15 protein-coding genes are annotated in these 19,948 nt (G+C 49.4%); 3 read left to right on the top strand and 12 right to left on the bottom strand.

Annotated features, from left to right (window positions below):
• The first annotated feature begins 588 nt into the window (after positions 1-588).
• Together KJW29_RS36845 and KJW29_RS36850 are read left to right on the top strand one after the other, a co-directional pair.
• Positions 589-759, top strand: a complete 171-nt coding sequence (locus KJW29_RS36845) for a transposase (protein WP_209071909.1) — start codon at positions 589-591, stop codon at positions 757-759.
• Between the two features lie 219 nt (positions 760-978).
• Positions 979-1,341 (top strand): transposase, encoded by a 363-nt coding sequence (locus KJW29_RS36850; RefSeq protein ID WP_214625750.1) that lies wholly within the window; start codon positions 979-981, stop codon positions 1,339-1,341.
• A gap of 277 nt (positions 1,342-1,618) precedes the next feature.
• Here KJW29_RS36850 and KJW29_RS19155 read toward each other — a convergent pair whose 3' ends face one another.
• The 8 genes from KJW29_RS19155 to KJW29_RS36665 form a co-directional block, all read right to left on the bottom strand.
• The gene (locus KJW29_RS19155; RefSeq protein ID WP_209071911.1) at positions 1,619-2,152 is read right to left on the bottom strand and encodes a hypothetical protein; all 534 of its coding nucleotides are present in this window, start codon (positions 2,150-2,152) and stop codon (positions 1,619-1,621) included.
• Positions 2,153-2,229: 77 nt separating this feature from the next.
• Positions 2,230-3,183: a M23 family metallopeptidase gene (locus KJW29_RS19160; protein ID WP_214625751.1), complete on the bottom strand. Its 954-nt coding sequence runs from the start codon at positions 3,181-3,183 to the stop codon at positions 2,230-2,232.
• On the bottom strand, positions 3,176-3,583 hold the full coding sequence (locus tag KJW29_RS19165) for a DPP IV N-terminal domain-containing protein (RefSeq protein ID WP_214625752.1): 408 nt from the start codon (positions 3,581-3,583) through the stop codon (positions 3,176-3,178). The genes KJW29_RS19160 and KJW29_RS19165 overlap by 8 nt, the downstream gene beginning before the upstream one ends.
• 69 nt (positions 3,584-3,652) lie before the next feature.
• Positions 3,653-4,477, bottom strand: a complete 825-nt coding sequence (locus tag KJW29_RS19170; RefSeq protein ID WP_214625753.1) for a hypothetical protein — start codon at positions 4,475-4,477, stop codon at positions 3,653-3,655.
• 602 nt (positions 4,478-5,079) lie between these two features.
• A complete protein-coding gene (locus KJW29_RS19175) occupies positions 5,080-6,024 on the bottom strand; it encodes a DUF3991 and TOPRIM domain-containing protein (RefSeq protein WP_209071914.1) in 945 nt (314 codons plus the stop codon).
• A gap of 155 nt (positions 6,025-6,179) precedes the next feature.
• Entirely contained in the window at positions 6,180-6,491 is a 312-nt protein-coding gene (locus KJW29_RS19180; RefSeq protein WP_209071915.1) for a DUF6664 family protein, read from the bottom strand.
• Positions 6,492-6,611: 120 nt separating this feature from the next.
• Complete coding sequence (locus KJW29_RS36660; protein WP_343222606.1) at positions 6,612-12,593, bottom strand: helicase-related protein; 5,982 nt, start codon at positions 12,591-12,593, stop codon at positions 6,612-6,614.
• 68 nt (positions 12,594-12,661) lie between these two features.
• The gene (locus tag KJW29_RS36665) at positions 12,662-13,225 is read right to left on the bottom strand and encodes a TnpV protein (protein WP_343222607.1); all 564 of its coding nucleotides are present in this window, start codon (positions 13,223-13,225) and stop codon (positions 12,662-12,664) included.
• A gap of 64 nt (positions 13,226-13,289) precedes the next feature.
• On the opposite strand from KJW29_RS36665, the gene KJW29_RS36195 reads away from it, so the two are divergent.
• Positions 13,290-13,715, top strand: a complete 426-nt coding sequence (locus KJW29_RS36195; protein WP_246608283.1) for a hypothetical protein — start codon at positions 13,290-13,292, stop codon at positions 13,713-13,715.
• A 147-nt stretch (positions 13,716-13,862) separates the two neighbouring features.
• Here the strand turns inward: KJW29_RS36195 and KJW29_RS19190 are convergent, their stop codons facing one another.
• The 4 genes from KJW29_RS19190 to KJW29_RS19205 form a co-directional block, all read right to left on the bottom strand.
• Positions 13,863-14,129 carry a helix-turn-helix domain-containing protein gene (locus KJW29_RS19190; protein WP_214625755.1) on the bottom strand — a complete coding sequence of 89 codons (267 nt, stop codon included), beginning with the start codon at positions 14,127-14,129 and terminating at the stop codon, positions 13,863-13,865.
• A gap of 9 nt (positions 14,130-14,138) precedes the next feature.
• Entirely contained in the window at positions 14,139-14,624 is a 486-nt protein-coding gene (locus tag KJW29_RS19195; protein ID WP_214625756.1) for a hypothetical protein, read from the bottom strand.
• A gap of 24 nt (positions 14,625-14,648) precedes the next feature.
• The gene (locus KJW29_RS19200; RefSeq protein ID WP_214625757.1) at positions 14,649-18,092 is read right to left on the bottom strand and encodes a DUF5704 domain-containing protein; all 3,444 of its coding nucleotides are present in this window, start codon (positions 18,090-18,092) and stop codon (positions 14,649-14,651) included.
• A gap of 382 nt (positions 18,093-18,474) precedes the next feature.
• Positions 18,475-19,587: a copper amine oxidase N-terminal domain-containing protein gene (locus tag KJW29_RS19205; protein WP_209071920.1), complete on the bottom strand. Its 1,113-nt coding sequence runs from the start codon at positions 19,585-19,587 to the stop codon at positions 18,475-18,477.
• Between the last annotated feature and the right edge of the window lie 361 nt (positions 19,588-19,948).

A 19,948-nucleotide genomic window follows, 5' to 3' on the forward strand; every position in this document is an offset into this window, starting at 1 on the left:
TTTGTCCAGCAGAGGAATAAAATTCTGCCGACTGCTGTGGAATTCTTGTTTCACGCATTTACAGAGTCGTATACGGATATCAAGGACTACCGAGGGTATCGGTTACTTGCCATTGACGGTTCCGATTTCCATATCGCAACAGACCCTACGGACACGGCTACCTATTTTCAAAGTCAACCAAACACGAAAGGCTATAACCAGCTGCATTTGAACGCAGCGTATGACCTCTGTAACAGACTTTATGTGGATGCCATTGTTCAGCCACGAAGATTGTGCAACGAAGGAAGGGCGCTCGCTACTATGGTTGACCGTTCCCCCATCAAGGGCAAAACCATTGCGATTGCGGATGTGTTTAATCATTTGAAATTACCCCAAAAAATCTTGGTGCTCTGACGTGGAAAATTTCCAGCACAGTAGACATGGTTTACATGGAGGGGCGGGCATGATAGGCTAGCCTGCCTCTGCGAAGCCCATGGCTTCGCCCTTTCGCAGGGATTCATGCCCGTAGAGGCTCCATGTCAACCGTGTCGTCATTTCCAGCTACAGACGATTTTTATGGGTAACCTAACATGATTTTTCGGGGTAATTTTGCTTGATAAAATACATGCGGATCGTGGTTATGAAAGTTACAACAATTTTGCGCATCTTGAGCGCAAAGGGTGGAACTATGTCATACGAGTAAAGGATTTGAACTCCAGTGGTATTCTTTCGGCTTATGTTTACCCGCTAACGGAGAGTTTGATTTTGAAGTTCATCTGACATTGACAAAAAAACAAACCAAAGAGGTCAAGGCTCATCCCGAGATTTACAGGTTCGTCCCTTCGACGTCTACCTTTGAATTTTTGGATTTGCAAGAGAATTTGTTTTACCCGATTTCCTTTCGGGTTGTTCGTTTCGTCTTGCCGAGTGGCGATTATGAAACCTTCATTACGTTTCCGCCGGTGATTTCCCACCCGATGAACTCCGGGCCATTATCACATGCGATGGGGCATTGAAACCTCTTTCCGGGCCTTAAAATACACCGTCGGTCTAACGAGTTTTCACGCTAAGAAGCAAGCGTTCATTACCCAAGAGATTTTAGCAAGAATGATCATGTACAATTTCGCTGAAATGATGACCTCTCACGACGTCATTTCCCAAATGGATAAACGGCACCAATATCAAGTCAACTTCACGGTTGCCGTTCATGTTTGTAGACGTTTCCTGCGCTCACGGGACGCCCCGCCCGATGTTAAAGCACTGATTCGCAAAACATTTTGCCGATTCGACCCATTCGACCAGGACAGAAGAATACGCGCAAAATCCGTTGGAAGTCAGCTGTTAGCTTCGTCTAAAGCGTAGCATAATCCCGTTCACATGAACACTTTTTAAAACGGATCTTCCATCCGTTTTATTTGCTGTACGCTTTTTTCATTTCTTGCACCAAAAAAGAAACGGCACAGGACTTTTTCCCATGCCGTTTCGGATCCATTTTTATTGCCGGACTAGACTTTGAGTTTAACTTAATGACATTGACCTTCAGGTGATCCTTTTGATAAATGGATTCTGTAGAGCAAGTGAACTAGGTGGTGCTGAACGTCTCTTTCGGATTTTTTTTTGAAGGCCTCTTAAAAACCAGCTATTTTTCGAGCGAAAATGTATTAACAATTTCCTCGAATTCGTCCTTTGTCAGGGATGGGTTCTGGCTTTGAAATTGATAAATATGTTTATTATCAACATAAATAATGAAGCGCAATTCTGTTATACGCGCATCCACTTTAGATTCAATCGCGTATTTATAAACAGATAAGTTATCTTTTGTTGCCTTTGTAACATCCTCAAGAAGTGTATTATTTGCTTCATTCATTGCTAATGAACTTTGGATCTTTGATTCTAGCCATTTTTCTATACCCTCTTCAGGAATGTCATATGTATCAAATGAAATAAATTTTTCCGTTTCAGTTTCTCTCAAAAGGTCATCACTTTCATAGTCCCACGTCATCGGATATTGAACCGACCAACCGTTACTGCTTTTATATATTTTTTTATCAGAACTTGTTTCAGTTGGCTTATCACTCTCTGTTGGCTGAATCACATTAGCAGGAGTAGATGAACATGCTGAGATTGTAAATAAAATCACGCTAAACAAAATTAAAGTAATCTGTTTTCTCAATTTCATCCCTCCAATTATTGTAGCTGTGTCCCATAACACACCAAGTAAGAAAAAAGGTGTGTTATGAGAATTGATTTTTAAGGTGTAACTATTGCGGTACATGCACTTCCACCCATTGTACATTTGTAATAATCATATTTGTTAGATGTAGAATTAGGATTAGAACTTGGTTGGTCATACTTCGGTATCATAAAAGCAGACTTATAAGTTGCAACTGTATGGGGGTTGTCAGCTTTTACCATCCAATTAACCACTTCAGATGTAGTGTAAACATTGTTCAAGTCGTAAGAGAAATTATCACCCGATTTTGTCATTTGTACACTAATCCAATTTGATGTTCCATCTTTTCTATGGTATAAGGTAACCGAATTTGAGTTGAGAGATGATTTAACCCCTGAATCCACTTCATAAGCTACAACCTTAGCGACATTATTAGTCCAAGTCACAAGTGAAATAAAATCTAAATCACGACCATAGTTCCAATTACTAGTCCATCTATAGTAGGGCTCAGTTCTCGTCCAAACCATAGTACCTGATCTGCTTGTTCTTGTACCATAATGGAGATGTGCGCCAACTTTACCGCCTTCATTTCCCGACTCAGCAATTTGAGTTCCTTTCGTTACGAGATTGGTGCTAGACGTACCAACAAAACCAACATCATCCAGGTGATCGTAATAAATTTCCAAATTGTCATTATTTAAACCATCACCATTAACATCACATTTCAAAGCTAATTCATAGGCTGTAGTATCATTTTGATATGTAACAAATCCATTACATATTGCATTAACTCGAGTGCCTGAAGTTGCATAAAGATCGACTCCTTGATGTGGGTTAGAACCATCTACTAGACGTGGTTGATTCCATTGAGAATTCACATCAGGATATCCGGTGATTGGAGTGGCTAAATTTAGTGTTCCAGCCCCCGGGCCAACTCCGCCAAACCTAATATTATAAGTAGCCGATACAGAAGTTGTAAATATAGTCGATATTAACGTTATGAAAAGAAACAGCGATAATTTTTTATTCATTAGCCTCACCTCTCAATTCCACAGATATCAACTTCGCATTGCTCTCACCTGATTTTTCAACATTTAATAATAATGTATCGTTATTCACCCAATCAGGTGTTGCGGTATATATTTCGTTATCTGAGGATCCAAATGTCTGCGTACTTCCAACTCCAATATCTGTAACATACACAATTCGTTCTCCCTTCGTACCCGCGTACTCTAAGGCAACTACTTTGTCTCCCTCTGGTGAGAATTTGGCAGTTGGATCGAATTGAATCCCTGTTCCGACTGATAATATTTGATGTTTCTCCTTTGTCTCTATGTCAAAAACCCAAAAATCTTTACTAGGTCTGCTAGGAGAGTAAAGTAATTTCTTTCCATCTCGAGATAGATCTTTGATATCTACATTTTCAAGCAATGCTGGAGAAGTTTCACCCTTGAGTGAAAGTTCCTTAATTGAATATAAAGATCCGTCATGGGAGTCTTCCTATATAATAAGATTTTTTGTACTCGTCCAACCAAATGTACCAACAGGTTGTGTACTACTGTATACTTTCCTTTCTGTTCCATTCAAAAGATCGATAACCCAAATTTCCATACTGGTATTATCAACCGCAGTTCTATTAGATAGATAAGATACTTGAGTACCATCCAGACTCCAAACAGGATTAGTTGCCCAGAATAAAGACTGCTCTTTCTCCTTAAGTTCATTGTGTAACTTGTTTTTGTCATATCCGTCAACATAATCTTGAGTAATTTGTGTAACACTCAAAGATTTAGTATCAATTGTAAATATAGAATTCATATCTTCGAACAAGTATTTTCCACCATCGGGTGATGGGATCAATGCAGGAGTAGCCGTTGTATTATTTGGAACAAGTTCTACTCCATTTTGTGTGACTACTTTATGAAGGTATAAATTTCGGACTGACTCTACTCCAGACGGATTTTTTACTGTATATTGAAGGATTGTTGTTTCATCATTTAGATTGCTCGATTGTTTTGTCGTATCATTAATGGAGAAAATCTTCTGAGCAGGATATGAGGAATCTGGTTTAAGATTAAATGAAGCGGACTCATCAACATGTTCTCCTTTTTCAATGAGTTCTGTTCTTAGTTGACTAGCTATTCTCTGTTCCTCTGATGATGGTGTCGTAGAAATAATATTATTAGAAGTAACAATATATTTACCAACACCTAGTTCTGTCACAGCATTATTTTGCCCGGAGACATAACTATATGAGGCTGCTGTAGCACCAAATAACAATGCAGCAGACACCAGTCCGTAGGCAACCAGCTTTTTCTTTCTCATAATTCTTCGCTCCTCAGAAAAAAATTTGTTTAGAAATTTGAATGAATCTAACAGGAAAGAAACCTATTTATGATTATACAGTGCTCACCTTCGAATCCGGTACGTCGTCAGATTTTAATGTAATTACCAGTATCATTTCTCCCTCCGTTCCCTTATTATTTGAGTAAGATTCATGCACAAAAGATATTTCTGGAATACTTGTTTATTATAGGAAGTTTATCCATTGACGTCTATAGGAGATTTCCGGCTGCTCCTTATTCACATCACGTAACAAACCAAAAAAAGACAACCTCATTAGGACGTGCGGCCAACGTCTTTGTGAAGCCCTCATCCAGTTCAGGATTCTACAACACCCTTGCGCAACGTTCTTTTTGATTGATCTTGCGACGCGCCTCACGCATGAATTGATGATGATCATGGCGTGTCTTGTCGCTGCCAGCTTGCTCCTCTGCCTCCACCACTGCCGCTTCAATCTTCTCCGTATCCCAACTTGTCTCGCCTTACTCGTTTTCATTTCTCGACTGCATGCTCAGTCCTCCCCTGAAATGGATACTATTTTATTATTGCGAATGATGAGTTGGCATGCCATTGTACAACACACGCTATCTTGATGGATATTCACGTTGTTTCTTGTACGCCATCAAGTCCTCATTTACATCTTTTTGCACGGGTGGTTCATTCTCCAACTGATAGCTCTGAGCCAGTTGCTGTTCGATCATCTCTGCTGCCAAGCGTCCCGGTTCATCATTGTCCAAATGCAGCACCAGTCGCTTTACATCCGCGTGGCGATCAAGATAGGAGAGAAGAGCAGCCGGAAGAATCGACCCTTCCTTATTCTCTGTGGGTCGGTATATCCCCGCAAGCGACAGAAGATGGACTTGCCGCCAGTCCTTTCCCCACTTCAACATGAATGTACAATAGGACAGAAGATCAATGGCACTCTCAAACAAATGCAATTCAGTGCTGTTCTCTGCTGCTGGAAGCGAGAAGGCATAGCGCTTATCGCTGCCCGGTACTTCGCACATATAGCGAGTGCTTGTCGTTCCGCGAATCGCCGCGTATCGAGGCTCGTCATGCTCATCAAAGCCGACAAATACAGCATTGTGATAGTTCCGACTTTCATACAGACGCCCCGTTTCAAGACACACCTCAAGCACCTCGTGGGAAATCCCCCGCCCGTGCAAGTAAGCAACCACTCGGCTTGCATTTTCATAGGCTTCGGGAAGCGCGAATGGCTTAGCCCCATCCTCCCGGAAAACTTGTGCTGCCGGAGAGGACGATGGTGTGTGCTGATCGTTCAGATGCAGCACTGCCTCCGGCAAGGAGATTCCCCGCACCTTAATGAGATAATCCAGCGCCGTGCGCCCCCCAAACCCACGCGACCACCAAAACCACTTGCCGTTGGAAATCTTTAAGCTGTCATGACTGCGGGTCGCATAAGCATTTCGTGAGCACTTCACCAATTCGTAAGGCTCGACATGCTGTAAATACGTTAGCAAGTCCCACTGCTTGGCAAGTTCGATTTGTTCTTTACTTACATAGGCCATCTACTCACTCCTTTCCGGCCTTTCATCCTGCTCAACAACCGGCAACACTTATCCCCAACGTTATTCACAATTTGCACACAACTGAGAAAAACGTTAATAAGCCTGTTACCAGTCGGCAACAGACTTGTCAGGCTCATCACATGTAATCTCTATGGTTAGAGAGCCCCTAATTTTTTCAGGTATGCATAGCAATCTGCATGCCCTTGCCAATAAAGCGCCATTCGTTCCAGGCGTACCGTTTCATCTAACGTCTTTTGAATCTCCAACCATGCTTGATAATCCTGGTCGCTTGGAAAAACACAAGCATCGCCATCCATCACGCTCTTTACAAACGGATGCTGCACTTGAATCTCGACTCTCCGCTGAACCCACATCATATAAGCCTCTTCACCGCGCAAACGCCGGGTGATTTCATTCTCCAAAACGTCAAAGCTTTGCTCCAACTGCTGCCAGCATCCCTTTTCCATGCACGCTCCCTCCCTTAACCAACATACCCGATTCGGGCGTAGCGCGCGAACCTGCCATGATCAAGAGAGGGTATTCTCTTTGTTTCCTTCGCCCACCGAAAGCTCACACGATCCGTTCGCTTAGCGTTCCTGCCGATTCATTCTCCTTCGCTCCAGCAGCCCCGGTTCTTCGTCCACTCCTCCAGCTTCTATCATCTCGTTCTCCCGCTTATCCATATTCAGCAGCACATTCAGCTCCGTCAGCCTCGCTGACTTCTCCTGCAATTCCAACTCCTGCTTGAAGGGAGCTGCAATCTCCGCCTTCGCCGTTTCCATTTGCTTATGGAGTGTGGTCAGTTGATCGCGGCAATAGGCAAGCTTCTCCGGCAATCCAAGAAGCACATTATTCAGCCGAGTCAGATTGCCACTTGCATCGGCTCCAAGCGAAATATGATGCCCCAGTGCGCCGCGCAAGGTTGCTTTGTACTCCTTGTTGAAGCTGTCAAATGAAAGCCATAGGGAGAAGCCCTGGTAATGGCCGATCTCCTGCGGATCAGGAGAAATCATCCCCTTGCAGGCTTCCAGCAATGCAGCGCCTGCCGATGCCCGTTCCTTATACGTGAACTCCTTGATCGTCATTCCGGCAAAGGCGACTTCTTCACCGTCTATCCTTTCGGCATCCTGACGCATATACAAGGCCACATCCTGCTCATACCCAGCGATCCGCTCCTCCGTCGACTTGATCTGCTGCGGCAACAGCTTGAGCAGCCGATCCTCCAGCGCATAACGCTGGCTCAGATGGTTGGCCTTGAGCAGCTTGAGCTTAGACACTTGAATATCTAAGTCCATCTTCTCTTTTATAAACGGATTGCCGGTCGCCAGCGCCTTAACTTCGGCATAGGAGAGCGCCGCTTCATCGATGTCTTCCGCAGAGCGAACCGGCGACTTGCTCGTCATAATTTGCGAAATAAAGCGTTGCTTGTTTTCAAGCGTCTGATACAGGTACGCATCGAACGTATTTTCCGTCACGTATCGGTAGATATAGGCTTCACTATTTTGGTTTCCTTGACGAATCACCCGACCCAAACGCTGTTCCAAATCTCTCGGTCGCCAAGGGCAGTCAAGGTCATGAATGGCCACCAGCTTCGTTTGGACATTCGTGCCGGCTCCCATTTTAAACGTCGATCCCAGCAAAACGCGAACCTGACCCGTCCGTACCTTGCCAAACAGTTCCTTCTTCTGCGCATCCGTATTGGCATCGTGAATGTAGGCGATCTCTGTCACCGGAACACCCTTCTCCAGCAGTTTGCGCTTGATCTCATCATAGACATTAAACGCTCCATCCGCCTTCGGGGTAGACAAATCGCAAAATACCAGTTGCGTGAGCCGCTGCTGATGCCCCTCCTGCCAATGCTGGTAAATGTTATTCACGCATGCGCTAATCTTGCTGCCCTCGTCATCCGGCAACAGTGGATTCGCCAGCCGCTGATCAAGCGCCAGCTTGCGCCCGTCATTCGTAATGAGCAGCATATTATCCTCGTGCGGCTCAACTGCCTTGGCCCGAACCTGTTCCGCGCGGCGGGCAAGATCGGCAACCATATCGCGCTGAAACTCGCTTGGCGGGACAGCCACATTATGAAAATGCGCCTTCGGCACCGGGAGCTGGAGCATATCTGCAGTTTGAATGTCGGCCACTTCTTTTAACATATTCATCAGCTCAGGCAAGTTATAAAAGCGTGCAAAGCGCGTTTTCGCCTGATAGCCTGTTCCTGCTGGAGCCAGTTCAATTGCCGTGACGGTTTCGCCAAACGTGGACGCCCAAGAATCGAAATGCTGCATGCCATGCTTTTGCAGGCTCTTGTATTGCAAATACCGCTGCATCGTGTACATTTCCGTAATGGAGTTAGAGATTGGCGTTCCCGTTGCAAAGATGATGCCACGCCCTCCGGTCAGTTCATCCAGATAACGGCACTTCATGAACATGTCCGATGATTTCTGTGCTTCGGTTTGTGACAGCCCGGCAACATTGCGCATTTTCGTGTATAAGAACAGGTTCTTGTACGAATCCGCCTCGTCCACGAATAGCCGATCCACGCCTAATTCCTCAAACGTCACCACATCGTCCTTACGGCTTGTGTCGTTCAACTTCTCCAGCTTGACCTGTAACGTCTTCTTCGTCTTCTCCATTTGCTTGATCGCATAGCGCTCGCCCTTAGCTTCCTTCAATTCCCGAATACCGCCGGTGATCTCGTAGATCTGCTCCTCCAACTGCTGCCGTTGTCGCTCCATGGAAATCGGAATCTTCTCAAATTGCGAATGACCGATAACGATTGCATCGTAGTCTCCAGTGGCAATGCGGGCACAAAACGTTTTACGGTTTTTCGTCTCAAAATCCTTTTTTGTCGTCACCAACACATTGGCGGAAGGGTAAAGCTGCAAAAACTCCGCCGCCCACTGCTCAATCAAATGGTTCGGGACAACGAACATGCTCTTGTTGCACAAGCCCAAATGCTTACTCTCCATTGCCGCTGCGGCCATCGCGAACGTCTTGCCCGCGCCGACACAATGGGCAAAGAGCGCATTGCCGCCGTAAAGCGCGCGGGCAACGGCATTGACCTGATGCTGCCTGAGCCGAATTTCCGGGTTCATGCCAGTAAAGCGAATATGGCCACCATTATACTCCCGCGGCCGGATTGCATTGAACCGATCATTGTAGAGGCGCGTCAGCCGTTCGCGGCGCTGCGGATCTCGCCACAGCCATTCGCCAAATGCCTCCTTCATTAGCTCCTGCTTTTGCTGGGCAATAGCCGTGTCCTTCCGGTTCAGCACCCGTTTTTCCACGCCATTTTCAATCACCGTATCGAAAATGCGTACATCCCGCAGGTTGAGCGTATCCTCCAGAATTTTGTAGCCGTTGATTCGTTCGGTGCCATAGGTGACGTTAGCCTTGATGTTGTTGCTACGATCGTCGTTTTTACCCCGTACGTTCCACGCCGCTGTATAATCAGAATAGAACACCTGAATGGTAGGCCGGAACATCGGAGGCGTATCCAGAAGCTCGAACATAAAATCGCGAATGACCTCGGAAGGCAGCCAGGTCGCCCCCAGCCGGACATCGATCTCGGAAGCGGTCAAATCCGGCGGCTGAACCGCTGCCAGCGCCAAGACGTTTTCGGTATACCGTTCCGCGTCATGGGCTGCGAATGACATGGCAATTCTCAGCTTGTCGCGTACATGACCAGATAAATAAGCGTCCGCCGTCTCGTAGACCGGCTCTCCGTCCTCGTCCATCTGCTCGGGATTGGGGAAGATGATACCGCGCAGTTCCTTTACCAGCTTATCTTCAGGGATACCGCTAAGCTCGCTCATATAGGCCAAATCCACCCGCGCCTTGACACCGATGGATACCGCCAATGCTTCGGAGGGGGTATCCACTCGCTCTACCAGCGACCGCTGCCGAATGGTGCGCTTCGTAAACATGTCTGCCTTGCGCAGCATGCGCCCTTCATCGTCAAGGATTTCCAGCGAGCATAGCAGGAAGTAGGCGCTGTCGTCTGAAAAGGCGAGACTGTTGGCGCGGCTATTGATCAGCCCATACTGTGCCGCAAAACGATCATACTGCACCGTCAGATTGCGCTGCTGCTCACGAATGGCTTCCTCACTGTAATCCTCGGTCTGATATTCGATTAGGTCGCGCACCGTGTCACGCAGTTGAATTAGCCCCTTGATGCGTCCCATTGCTGTAGCCGAGGCTTCAACCGGATGCATTTGGCTGTTTTGTCGGAAATAGACCTTTCCTTCCACCAGTGCAAAGCTGAAATTGCGCACATTCGGATCAGCAGGCATGGAGGCCTCCGCTTCCTCCGGCTGCTCTTCGCGTTCCCCCTCTACCCATTCGGCATGAATGTTGGCCAGCGCCTCGCGCAGTAGCTCATCAAGCGGCGCATCCGGGTAAGGGCGGCACGTCGTTTCCTCGCGATTGCCATACATTTTGTCATCAAACGCCATTGTGCCCAGCACCATATCCGGCTGAGCGGCAAAGTAGGCGTTAATCGGGACACCATCCGACGTCTCAGCCAGCGCCAGCCACGGCTCGCTTTGCTCATTGACTGTCACCATGCGATCCCGTTTTTGCAAAAAGAGAATGTCTGCAGTAACCTCCGTTCCGGCATTCGCCAGAAACGCATTGCTCGGCAGACGCACTGCCCCGAGCAAAGCCGCCCGTTCCGCGATGTACCTGCGCACCGCCGGATTTTGCTTGTCCATCGTACCCTTGGAGGTAATGAAGGCCATGATGCCACCTGGCCGCACCTTGTCGAGTGTTTTCGCAAAAAAGTAATCATGAATCAAAAACTTGTGTTTGTCATACTTTTTGTCAGCTACACCGTAGCCGCCAAACGGCACATTGCCGACAGCCAGGTCAAAGAAGCTGTCCGGCAGATTTGTCCGCTCATATCCACTGATCGCAATCGACGCCTGCGGGTACAACTGCTTGGCGATTCGACCGGTCAAGCTATCCAATTCCACGCCAAATAGCCGCGAATCCTGAAACGATTCCGGCACCAGACCAAAGAAATGACCAATCCCACAGGAAGGCTCCAATACATTGCCGCGCCGAAAGCCCATTTGCTCCAGGCATTCATACATCGCCTGAATAACGATAGGGGACGTATAGTGGGCGTTCAAGGTCGAGGCGCGGGCGGACGCAAACTCTTCCGGGGTTAGCAGTGCCAGCAGCTCGGCATATTCCGCAGACCAGTGGCTGTTGGCATCATCGAAGGCCTGCGGAATGCCGCCCCAGCCGACATAATGCGCCAGCGCCGCTTGCTCCTCCGCACTTGCTTGACGGTTTTCCTCCTCCAACTGCTGGAGCAGCTGGATGGCTTCCACGTTACGACGGAACTTCGTTTTTGCACCGCCATGCCCCAAGGAAACGTCCACAATGCGATAATTGCTTGGCGGATGGCGTGGGTGAGAGGGGGCTTCGGAAACAGGCGAAATGGGAATTTCGTTCGATTCAGTTTGTGCGGGTGCAGCCCGCGCTGACATCGCTTGCTCCGGTTCCCCCGAGTGATCATCCATCCCCTCGTTTTCCCATAACGCTACGTCCGCCTCGGACAAGGGTTCATCGGTCATCAAATGATCATTCAGCGGATTGTCGCGCAGCAGACGTTCTAACTCGCTCCGGCTTAGTTCCTTTGAAAACAGCGGGAATTGCTTATCCTGTAACCATACCTTTTCAGGCTCCAACTGAGCGATTTCATATTCATCTGCTCCGATGAAGACGGAGTTGCCTTCGACATACGCATAGCGCAGCTTCATCCGGTCACGCGGTGGGACATCTGGCGGTGGCTCAGGCAATAAGGAGCGCCGTTCCCGCAGCTCGGCCTCGCGCTTCCTGCGCTGCTCCGCCTGTTGCTCGGCATACACAGGCAGTTGCTCTACTTCCCTGCGGTTCAAATATCGTCCAGCCGCCAACAGCTCACTGATCCGCTTCTGCACTTTCATCCAGGGCAGTACCAGCTTCTCTTCCTCAGCCGCTCGAAACCCGCGCTCCAACGCAATGCCCTTGCTGTCATGATGTTCATGAATATTCGTACCGATCAAGGCCGGAACGCGACCGCCTGTCCCATATTCCCGTTTCAAAAACTCAGCATTGTCCTGCGCCGACAGCGATTGCTGAAAATGAAGGGCAATTCGCAGCTTGCCATTTTCAATGCCGCTTCCGTTTTGCAGCAAGGCATCTATGACTTCCTGCGGCCATACAAAAGCAGACGCATGAGCATCCGCCGCTTCCTCCAGCCACATCATTTGCTGCGCGGCAGACGGTTGCTGCGTCCGATCCCATTCCTTCAGTAGCAGCATGCTATGGATATGACCGGCAATGACGCCCCAATCGTAGAACCCTTGCGCCGTTCGGCTGTCCGACTTGCCCGTCCAGATATGCAGTACATTTTGATAAGGCTCCACACCAAGCCAGTTATCCGGCTCTAGCTCCAGCTCCGTTATTCCTTGCGGAAACAAGCTTCTCACATAAAGCGCACGTTCACGCGCATAATCGCTGCTTTCAAAAAAGACGGCGACCTCCGTCTTGCTCACAAGGAGCGGCGCAGTTCGCAGCATATCGTTGATCTGATTTCCGTCATGAAAAAACGGAAGACGATTGTCCTCCGTTCCCCGGTCATGCCATTTTAGCGATACACTAGTTCGGTCAGAATTAGTTCCTCCGCTTGTTGCTTCAGATTGTTCAGGTGACCCGTCCAGCCCAGCGGATCGGTTGCTTTGTCCGGTGCCGGGTGCTGCATCAACAGTTGTGCCAAGGTCTGCTCGATCTGCTCCCTCGCTGTCCGGTCGATCTCCGCCAGATGCTGGTGTAGCTGTTCCGAGAGCATCAGGTGGGCGTAGGTGCCCTTCCGCTCGGTTTTCAGAAACGTCTTGCGCAGCAGGCCGTATTTCCCGATGCTCATCGACACCGGCTGTACCAGATCCGGCAGCAGGTAATCCCCGTTCTGTGTGTAGTTCAGCTCCATGCTCCATCTCTCCTTCGCGTGATTTAGCTTCATTGTGCAGTAGTGTTTCTGGCCTTGCAACGGTGTGGCTTGGGTCCAGCATCTGATTTCGTATGTTTTCGCGGCGCTGCGCCCGGATGGTGGACTCGATTTCCCGCAGAATCGTTTCCGCCACATCGCTGATCGCGGCTCCCAAATGCGATAGTACGGGCAGGGTATTAAAATAACCGACACCAGACAAGTCATCGGTACTAATATAAGGGGACGGCTCCTGCCCGCAGCGAACCATTGTCATATAGGTGACGGCATATTGCGCGACTTCCCGGAACAGCAGTTCCACATGCGCGTCATCCAGTTCTTCAAGCAGACTGTTATCGCGCTCGGAGAGCAGCATCTGGACATAATCGGCGCTGTGGTCCTCCATGGCGTTCCGCGCCGCTGTGAGCAGGGAGCCGGGCAGATCCATACCCTGCTCTTGTTCGTATCCAAAGGCGTTCTCCAGCGTTTCAAGGACAGCCTCCGTATCCGCCTCATCCATGTGCCAGAGCGGCACGGCTTGAGACTGGCGGCTTTGCGTGTCTGTCACGTCAAACACATGGCGCAGTCCCAGGCTGCTGCCCCGATCTTCAATCAGCACAATGCCCTTCGCACCACGTCTAACCCAGCGGTTCAGCTTTTTATTCCAAACTTCAATCGGAGCACAGGCGGTGGCATCGGGACGCTGCGCGTAGATTAGCAATTGATCCTGAAACGGATATTTGTAGTTCCATGCGGCGGTGCGCAAAAAATCGGCCCATTGTCCGGTATCGTTCACCAGCGCCTGTGAGGTACGGGCAGACAGCTCGACCATGCGCTGCAGTTTGGCTGTCATGGAAACACCTCCTTACCGGATCGTTATTTTGTTGGTCAATCGAATGCCTTCCTCGGAATAGCGCGAGGTAAGCTGAATCAATTCGTTTTGCTCCAGACGATGCAGGTTGCGGCGGATAGCAGAGGTCGAAAGACCAACCTCTGCCGCGAGGCGGCGGGAGGACAGCCATACCGTGCTGCTTTGTCCACCCGCCAAATCCAGCAAATAGCTGTACAGCAGCTTGGCCGCTGGGGAAAGATCGGTATCTGCCAGTAGCCGATAACGTGTCAAATCATTCATGGCGTCCTCCTACCGTTGCGGCTCCTTCTTTTTCTTCTGCGATGCAGGAGCGGCAGGCGCTTGCCGATGCTGCTCAGCCACTCGCTCCGGGCGGGCGTAGCAATACAGGTAAAAATTGTAATCTCCAACAAAGGGGAAGCAGCGCAAATAGTAGCGATGCTCCTTCGTCTCCATGCGAAAGCCGTATACGTCCGTGCTCCTTGCCCCGGTAATGCGCGCCTCCGGGTGCTTGCTGCAAAAGTGAAGCATATGCTGACGGCTTTTCAGCACATCCTGATCACCTATCGCCTGAAACACCTTGCCCAATTCGTCCTTAAAGGCTGGCGTTTCAAAGGGGGAGTTCCGCGGAAACCAGGACACCCAAAACTCCTCGCCCGAGCGCCCGAAATCCCCTCGCAAGTGGCCGATGCAGGAACGCCCCATCTCATTCTCAGCCGAACCTGAATAAAAATAGGCCGCTTCCTCGGGAGCGGCGCTTTGCAGCTTCTCAATCATATTCATCCCTCCCGCTTGGTGAAATCAGTGGGTGCCGCCCGCTCCGAAATCGTCGTAGCTGGACAGATCGGCATGATAAAACGCTACGTCGCCATCCAGCAAGGAAAACCTTGCGCCATACGGATCGACAAAACTACGGCCAAAGCCCTCCATTTGCCACTGGTTGTTCAGCGGTGCATTTTTGTATTGCAAATGCGGCTGGCTGGTATTTCGGTTGCGTATGGTCTCGATGTTGAAATTAACAATCAGATAGCCATCGCGCAGGAAAATTGGAGACTGGTTATCCAACTTGTGCTTACGTCCGTATTCTGCCACATTAAAACCCGCAGGCACCGCATACGGTGCAGCAGGCAAGCTATATTCCCCTCGCCAAAGCTGAACGGCCGCATTCGCTCGCGCCGTATCAACGCCGTTTGGCACCTGCATGCTACCAATGAAGGTACGAAGCTGCTGAGGCAGCAACACGCCGTCATAACCGCCAACGTAAATCTTCTTTTGCGCCGCATCCTTCAAAAATTGCTGCACATACGTGGTCTGATTACCAGTAGCACCATTTAGCCTCCAGAGGGAACCCGCGGTATTCGTTAGTTCTTGCAGCGGGACATTACGTAGCCGGGTATCCAGCGTCACCAGCCGCTGCTCCGTGTCCTCCGCAGAGCCAATGCGAATAAACCGTTTGTTGCCTGAGTGATAATACAAGTCCACCGGCTGGCGGTTCTGCCCTTTTTTGTCCACGAAATAGAAGGTTGGCGTAATTAGGATGCCGTCTCCTGCAGCAAACATATTGCCAAGCGTCTTGACCTCATATTTGAAATGATAGCCTGTCTTTATCGCGATGTTCTTCTTACCAATCTCCGGGTGGCTGCCCGGACGAATGGGCAGCACGTAAGGAGCTGTATTGCCACGCGCTGCACCGTCAATCCCCTTCGAGCCCACCCAATAGCTGTTGCCGGTTGGCGTGGCGCTACCCTTTGCCGTGCGGAACACGGTCTCCCACTGGTAGTCCGCAATATCGGTGATGCGGAAATCAAATAAACGGCCGATCACCTCAACAGGCACCACCTGCGTGGCGACATGATGGCTCACCTCCAGATTAGCATTCGGCTGCGAGGTAAATGAAGCCGGGCTGTTTTCGGCAAAGGAGCGGAATAGCAAATCATAGCTTCCTTCATCCACCCACGTAGGCAAATAAAACGTCGTCTGTAGCTGGCCGACCGGAATCGACGTCCAGGTCTCCTTCGGGATCAGCGTGGTTCGGTCGGCTTTGTACACATCGAAGGGGAATCGCACTTGCTTGTCCCGAAGGTACTTCGCATAATCTCGGTTGCCATAGCCTGTTATATTCCGGTGCTCCCCGCTGGTCGGGTTGGTTACGGTAAAGGGTCGATTCAAAATGAGCGCCGAACGCCCGGAGGTCTGCACCGTCCTCTGGTTATGCGCCTGATCGTCGGAGATGGTGGCCCTATTCACAACCGGCGTATGCACCGTCACCGGATTGATGCCGGAAATCTGGAAGGTTTGATTGCTGCCGCCTCCAATACCCTTAATCAGCGCATAGGATAGCGTTCCGCTGCTTGGTTGCGCGGCCTTGTTACTTTTGCCCGAATCAATGACAAACCCGCTGCCGTACAACACGTTTTGCCCGATCATGGGCGCAGCTGGAATCACGTCCGGAGCTGGGGCTGTTTCTTCCACTGTGCCGTTATTCATGATGGTCTGTCCGTTAAAAACAAGCGAATCGTTTCGCACCTTAATCTTCCCGACCGCCTGCTCCGCCTCCGATTTCCAGTTCTCGGTTGGCACTGACGGGCGGCTGGAGCCGCCGTTCAGTGATTGGATAGGTAAGGTCACATTACGATACACTGGATCCGTCACATGCGCCGAGACGGATGCCTCATGGTTGGCTGAGACTGTAGGTGCTGTATAGCCGATCGGTTGCAGCGTCACCCTGCCACCCGGCAAGGCATAGTTAGCTACCTCAGCGCGCTGCAAACCGTATACCTCCAGCCGGTCGATGAGCCAGAAGCTATACTTGCGCTCCACCGTATAGCTTTGGGTAACAGTTTGCGAATCCGAACGCGGTACCGGCACAGTGGTCGGGTTGCCCTTACTGTCCGGAGGGCCGGAGACATACTCGGTCCAGGACAGCGAATAGGTGCGGCTGACCGTAATCGGATACGTTTTCGTTCCTTTGATCTCCGTAAACTGGTTCCGGTATAAATAAGCTTTGGCTCTAGCGTTCACGTACAGGCTCTCCGAAGTCGGGATGCCCTTGCTCACATCAAAACGTTCTGCTCCTCGCACATCTGCTTTAATCACCGCCGATGCCGATGCATCCATGTCTTCGCGCTGCTGCTCGGAGCCGTTTTGTGGAGGCTCCCCGCCGCGATTAATCAGTACTGTATGATCGGCGGTCGAATCACCCTTCTGGTTGTCCTTATCTGTCACCACGACTGTAATTTTAACGGCGACTTGATCGCTGCTGCCAAGCGGAATGCGAATCGGCAGCGACTTGCTGGCCGATGTGCCGCTCAGTGTGCCGGTCTGCTGGCTGGCGTTGACCAATTGTGCGTTTTCGATGCTCTTAATACGGTACGATGCAAGCTGGCTTGGCGACTTGGCTTCAAACGTAAAATCTCCCGTAACTGTAGTTTCCGTCGAAGCCGCCTGCCCCGGTGCATCGATTCGGGAGGTAACCGTAACGGGCGAAGGCACCTTGTAGATACCGACAAAGTTGGAGCCGCTCGGGCCGACTAGAATGGATCGTTCGCGAAGCTTGCTGTCGCCCTTTTCCTGAATGAATAGCTTCTCGGATAGGTTGCTGTTGCTGGTAATGTAGGAGCGAATAATTTCATACGTTTGCCCGCCCTTAGTGATCGTAGCCTCAAATGTGTGATTCTCCTCCGCTCCTGCCGCGAACTCGCCCTTATCCACCTCCTGCAGCACTGTGCCGTCTTCCTTCTGGTAGATAACCTTTACAGGACTCGCAGCTTCCTCATACTCGGCAATTGCATCCGATCCGCCCAATGCGACCGTAAAGCTTCGAATACGGACTTTATCGTTGGTTTCGGGATTTTCCTGCAACCACTTCTTCTGTGTTGTATCCTGCTTGGGCGACAAGTAGGAGCGGACGATCCGATACGTTTTTCCACCATCGTTTAGTGTCGCCGGAAACTCATGGTCAACCGTTTCCCCGATTTTGTACTTGCCCTTTAAAAACGTTACATCCGGCTTATGAATGATTCGGCCATTCACGGTTTTGGCCACGACATCTACTGGAAACTCCGCACTGCGATAGGGAATGTGAAGACCGAAATAGTCGTCCAAATCGTCAGGAACCCTCCAGCCCTCTGCCTGCTTGATGCCCGACAAGGTATAAAAGGGACCTTTACGGACAGAGCCATCTCCGTTGATCGATACCATGACCGCATAAAAGTACAGATTGTCATTGTCCTGAATACCGTCCATGCCTGCCGCCCAAAGTCTTTGTGTGACGACTGATTCCGGTACTTCATAAAACGCCGTCAGAGGTTGTCCTGGGATTGGCGGGTTTGGGTTTAGTCCTGTCTGCACAATTTCATCGTTGGAAAAAATGGCATGCAGTTTGTTTCTCGGATCAGAGCACTGTTTCCCTGATGCCGTTTGCGAACAGAGTTGTTCCCTACTCACAGCCCAGCCAACGGTCTGATAGCGGATAGAAGTGCTTGCCGCAGTGCTGGTAATCTTAAATTGCACGATCCCATCTCGTATTGTAATGTCAGGTGCTGCATGCGATGGAGCAATCTCGAAAAAAGAAAATAAAAAAATGCACGCCATAAGCGTGCATACCAAACGTGTAAATCTTCTCGTCCTATTCACTTTTTTCAGCCACCTTCACAAACATATAGTTGGAGAAGAGACTTGCGGTTGGAGAAACTTTTAATGTGCTTCCCCAGTCTCCACCAACATTGGTACTCATCTGAATGTCGGTATACCCTTCATACCATGTTCCCTTTTCAAAACGGAGATCGTTCGGAAACCATTGATCATATAACAGACGTTCTGATTTATCATAAGAAACAAAGCGTACCCGGAAATGAGCGCGAATATGATCGGACCCAAAACCATCATAGAAGCTCATGCTCGGTTCAGGATCGAGGTACCCTTCAATACGTATGTGGTTTTCTTTTACCCAACTCACATATTCTCGAATGCGTCGCAACTCTCCATCTGAATTCTGCATCTTGGTCGCGAAAAGCGCCTGTGCCCACGAATCGTCAATTGTCCGATAATCCACATTCAGCCAGATACTCCCGAACATCTTAAGACGGGCCATCCAAATATCCTTGTTTTGCTTGCTATATTCAGCCTGGCCTGCAACGATAGCTGCCACTTTGTTTCTTTCCTCATGATGATAAGGATACGTCATTTCGTACATTGCGTTAGGAACATCTGCCAGAATATACGGATAATTCGCTGCATTTTTCGGGAGATTGGTCGTGCGAATCAACCTGCCCCACGGATCAGTCTTGACATTCAGTTGTTCCGTTGTAGTCAAAAAAACCGTATTCGTTTTACTGTCCCACTCCACCGCCACGCCAAGGATTTCGCTGACAAATCGCAACGGTACAAAGGTGCGTCCGCCTTGCATCACTGCTTGGGTATCAAAGGCCACTTCTTCGTCATTGACCGTTGCGATATTGCTGCCAATGTTCAAGCGGATGCTTTGAGTCTCCTTCTGAATCGGAACCGATCTGTTCTCCGCTTCCCAGCCTACCTTTGCGCCGAGCGCCTCCGCTACAAACCGCACCGGAACCAACGTCCGCTGGTTTTCGTCGATGAACGCTTGTGCATCAGGAAACCACAGCTTCTTGCCGTCCATCACGACCGTGACAAACGTTGGCGGCAGACTCGCTGCACTTACTGTTGTTGTCATGCTACCGAGCATCATCACAACCGTCAACATAAGCAACCACTTCTTCAACACATCCACTCCTTCATTTATTATCATCCTTCAAAAGCAAAACTCGGAGTACCAGTTGGAAGATATTTCTTTTCTTTTATGATAGTAGATTGGCTTCGAAGCTGTCCACCCTACCTGTAAAAGTCCTTTTGATATGCAAGTTTTAAAAGTTTTGTGAGAAAATTTAATATCATGTTAGCATCCGAGATGAGCTCAATTCCAACTGAAAAGGATGTCCTGTATCGTGCTCCCTGCTCACTTTCAGATCGATAACCACGTTCAAGAAGGCATAATTCCAGGAGGGCTGTATGCTGTATTCAGTGTCCAGCATACAGCCGAAGCTATTCAGCACTCTTAGCAACAGATTTTTGTGTTATTCAGC

Source organism: Paenibacillus agaridevorans (assembly GCF_018604145.1).
Taxonomy (GTDB): Bacteria; Bacillota; Bacilli; order Paenibacillales; family Paenibacillaceae; genus Pristimantibacillus; species Pristimantibacillus agaridevorans.

What these genes read in the sequence shown, in the direction of transcription:
- KJW29_RS19180 (WP_209071915.1), bottom strand. Translation starts at nt 6,491, where the DNA reads ATGGAAAAGGGATGCTGGCAGCAGTTGGAGCAAAGCTTTGACGTTTTG.
- KJW29_RS19175 (WP_209071914.1), bottom strand. Translation starts at nt 6,024, where the DNA reads ATGGCCTATGTAAGTAAAGAACAAATCGAACTTGCCAAGCAGTGGGAC.
- KJW29_RS19170 (WP_214625753.1), bottom strand. Translation starts at nt 4,477, where the DNA reads ATGAGAAAGAAAAAGCTGGTTGCCTACGGACTGGTGTCTGCTGCATTG.
- KJW29_RS19160 (WP_214625751.1), bottom strand. Translation starts at nt 3,183, where the DNA reads ATGAATAAAAAATTATCGCTGTTTCTTTTCATAACGTTAATATCGACT.
- KJW29_RS36660 (WP_343222606.1), bottom strand. Translation starts at nt 12,593, where the DNA reads ATGCTGCGAACTGCGCCGCTCCTTGTGAGCAAGACGGAGGTCGCCGTC.
- KJW29_RS19195 (WP_214625756.1), bottom strand. Translation starts at nt 14,624, where the DNA reads ATGATTGAGAAGCTGCAAAGCGCCGCTCCCGAGGAAGCGGCCTATTTT.
- KJW29_RS36665 (WP_343222607.1), bottom strand. Translation starts at nt 13,225, where the DNA reads ATGACTTGTCTGGTGTCGGTTATTTTAATACCCTGCCCGTACTATCGC.
- KJW29_RS36850 (WP_214625750.1), top strand. Translation starts at nt 979, where the DNA reads ATGCGATGGGGCATTGAAACCTCTTTCCGGGCCTTAAAATACACCGTC.
- KJW29_RS19190 (WP_214625755.1), bottom strand. Translation starts at nt 14,129, where the DNA reads ATGAATGATTTGACACGTTATCGGCTACTGGCAGATACCGATCTTTCC.
- KJW29_RS19200 (WP_214625757.1), bottom strand. Translation starts at nt 18,092, where the DNA reads ATGGACGGTATTCAGGACAATGACAATCTGTACTTTTATGCGGTCATG.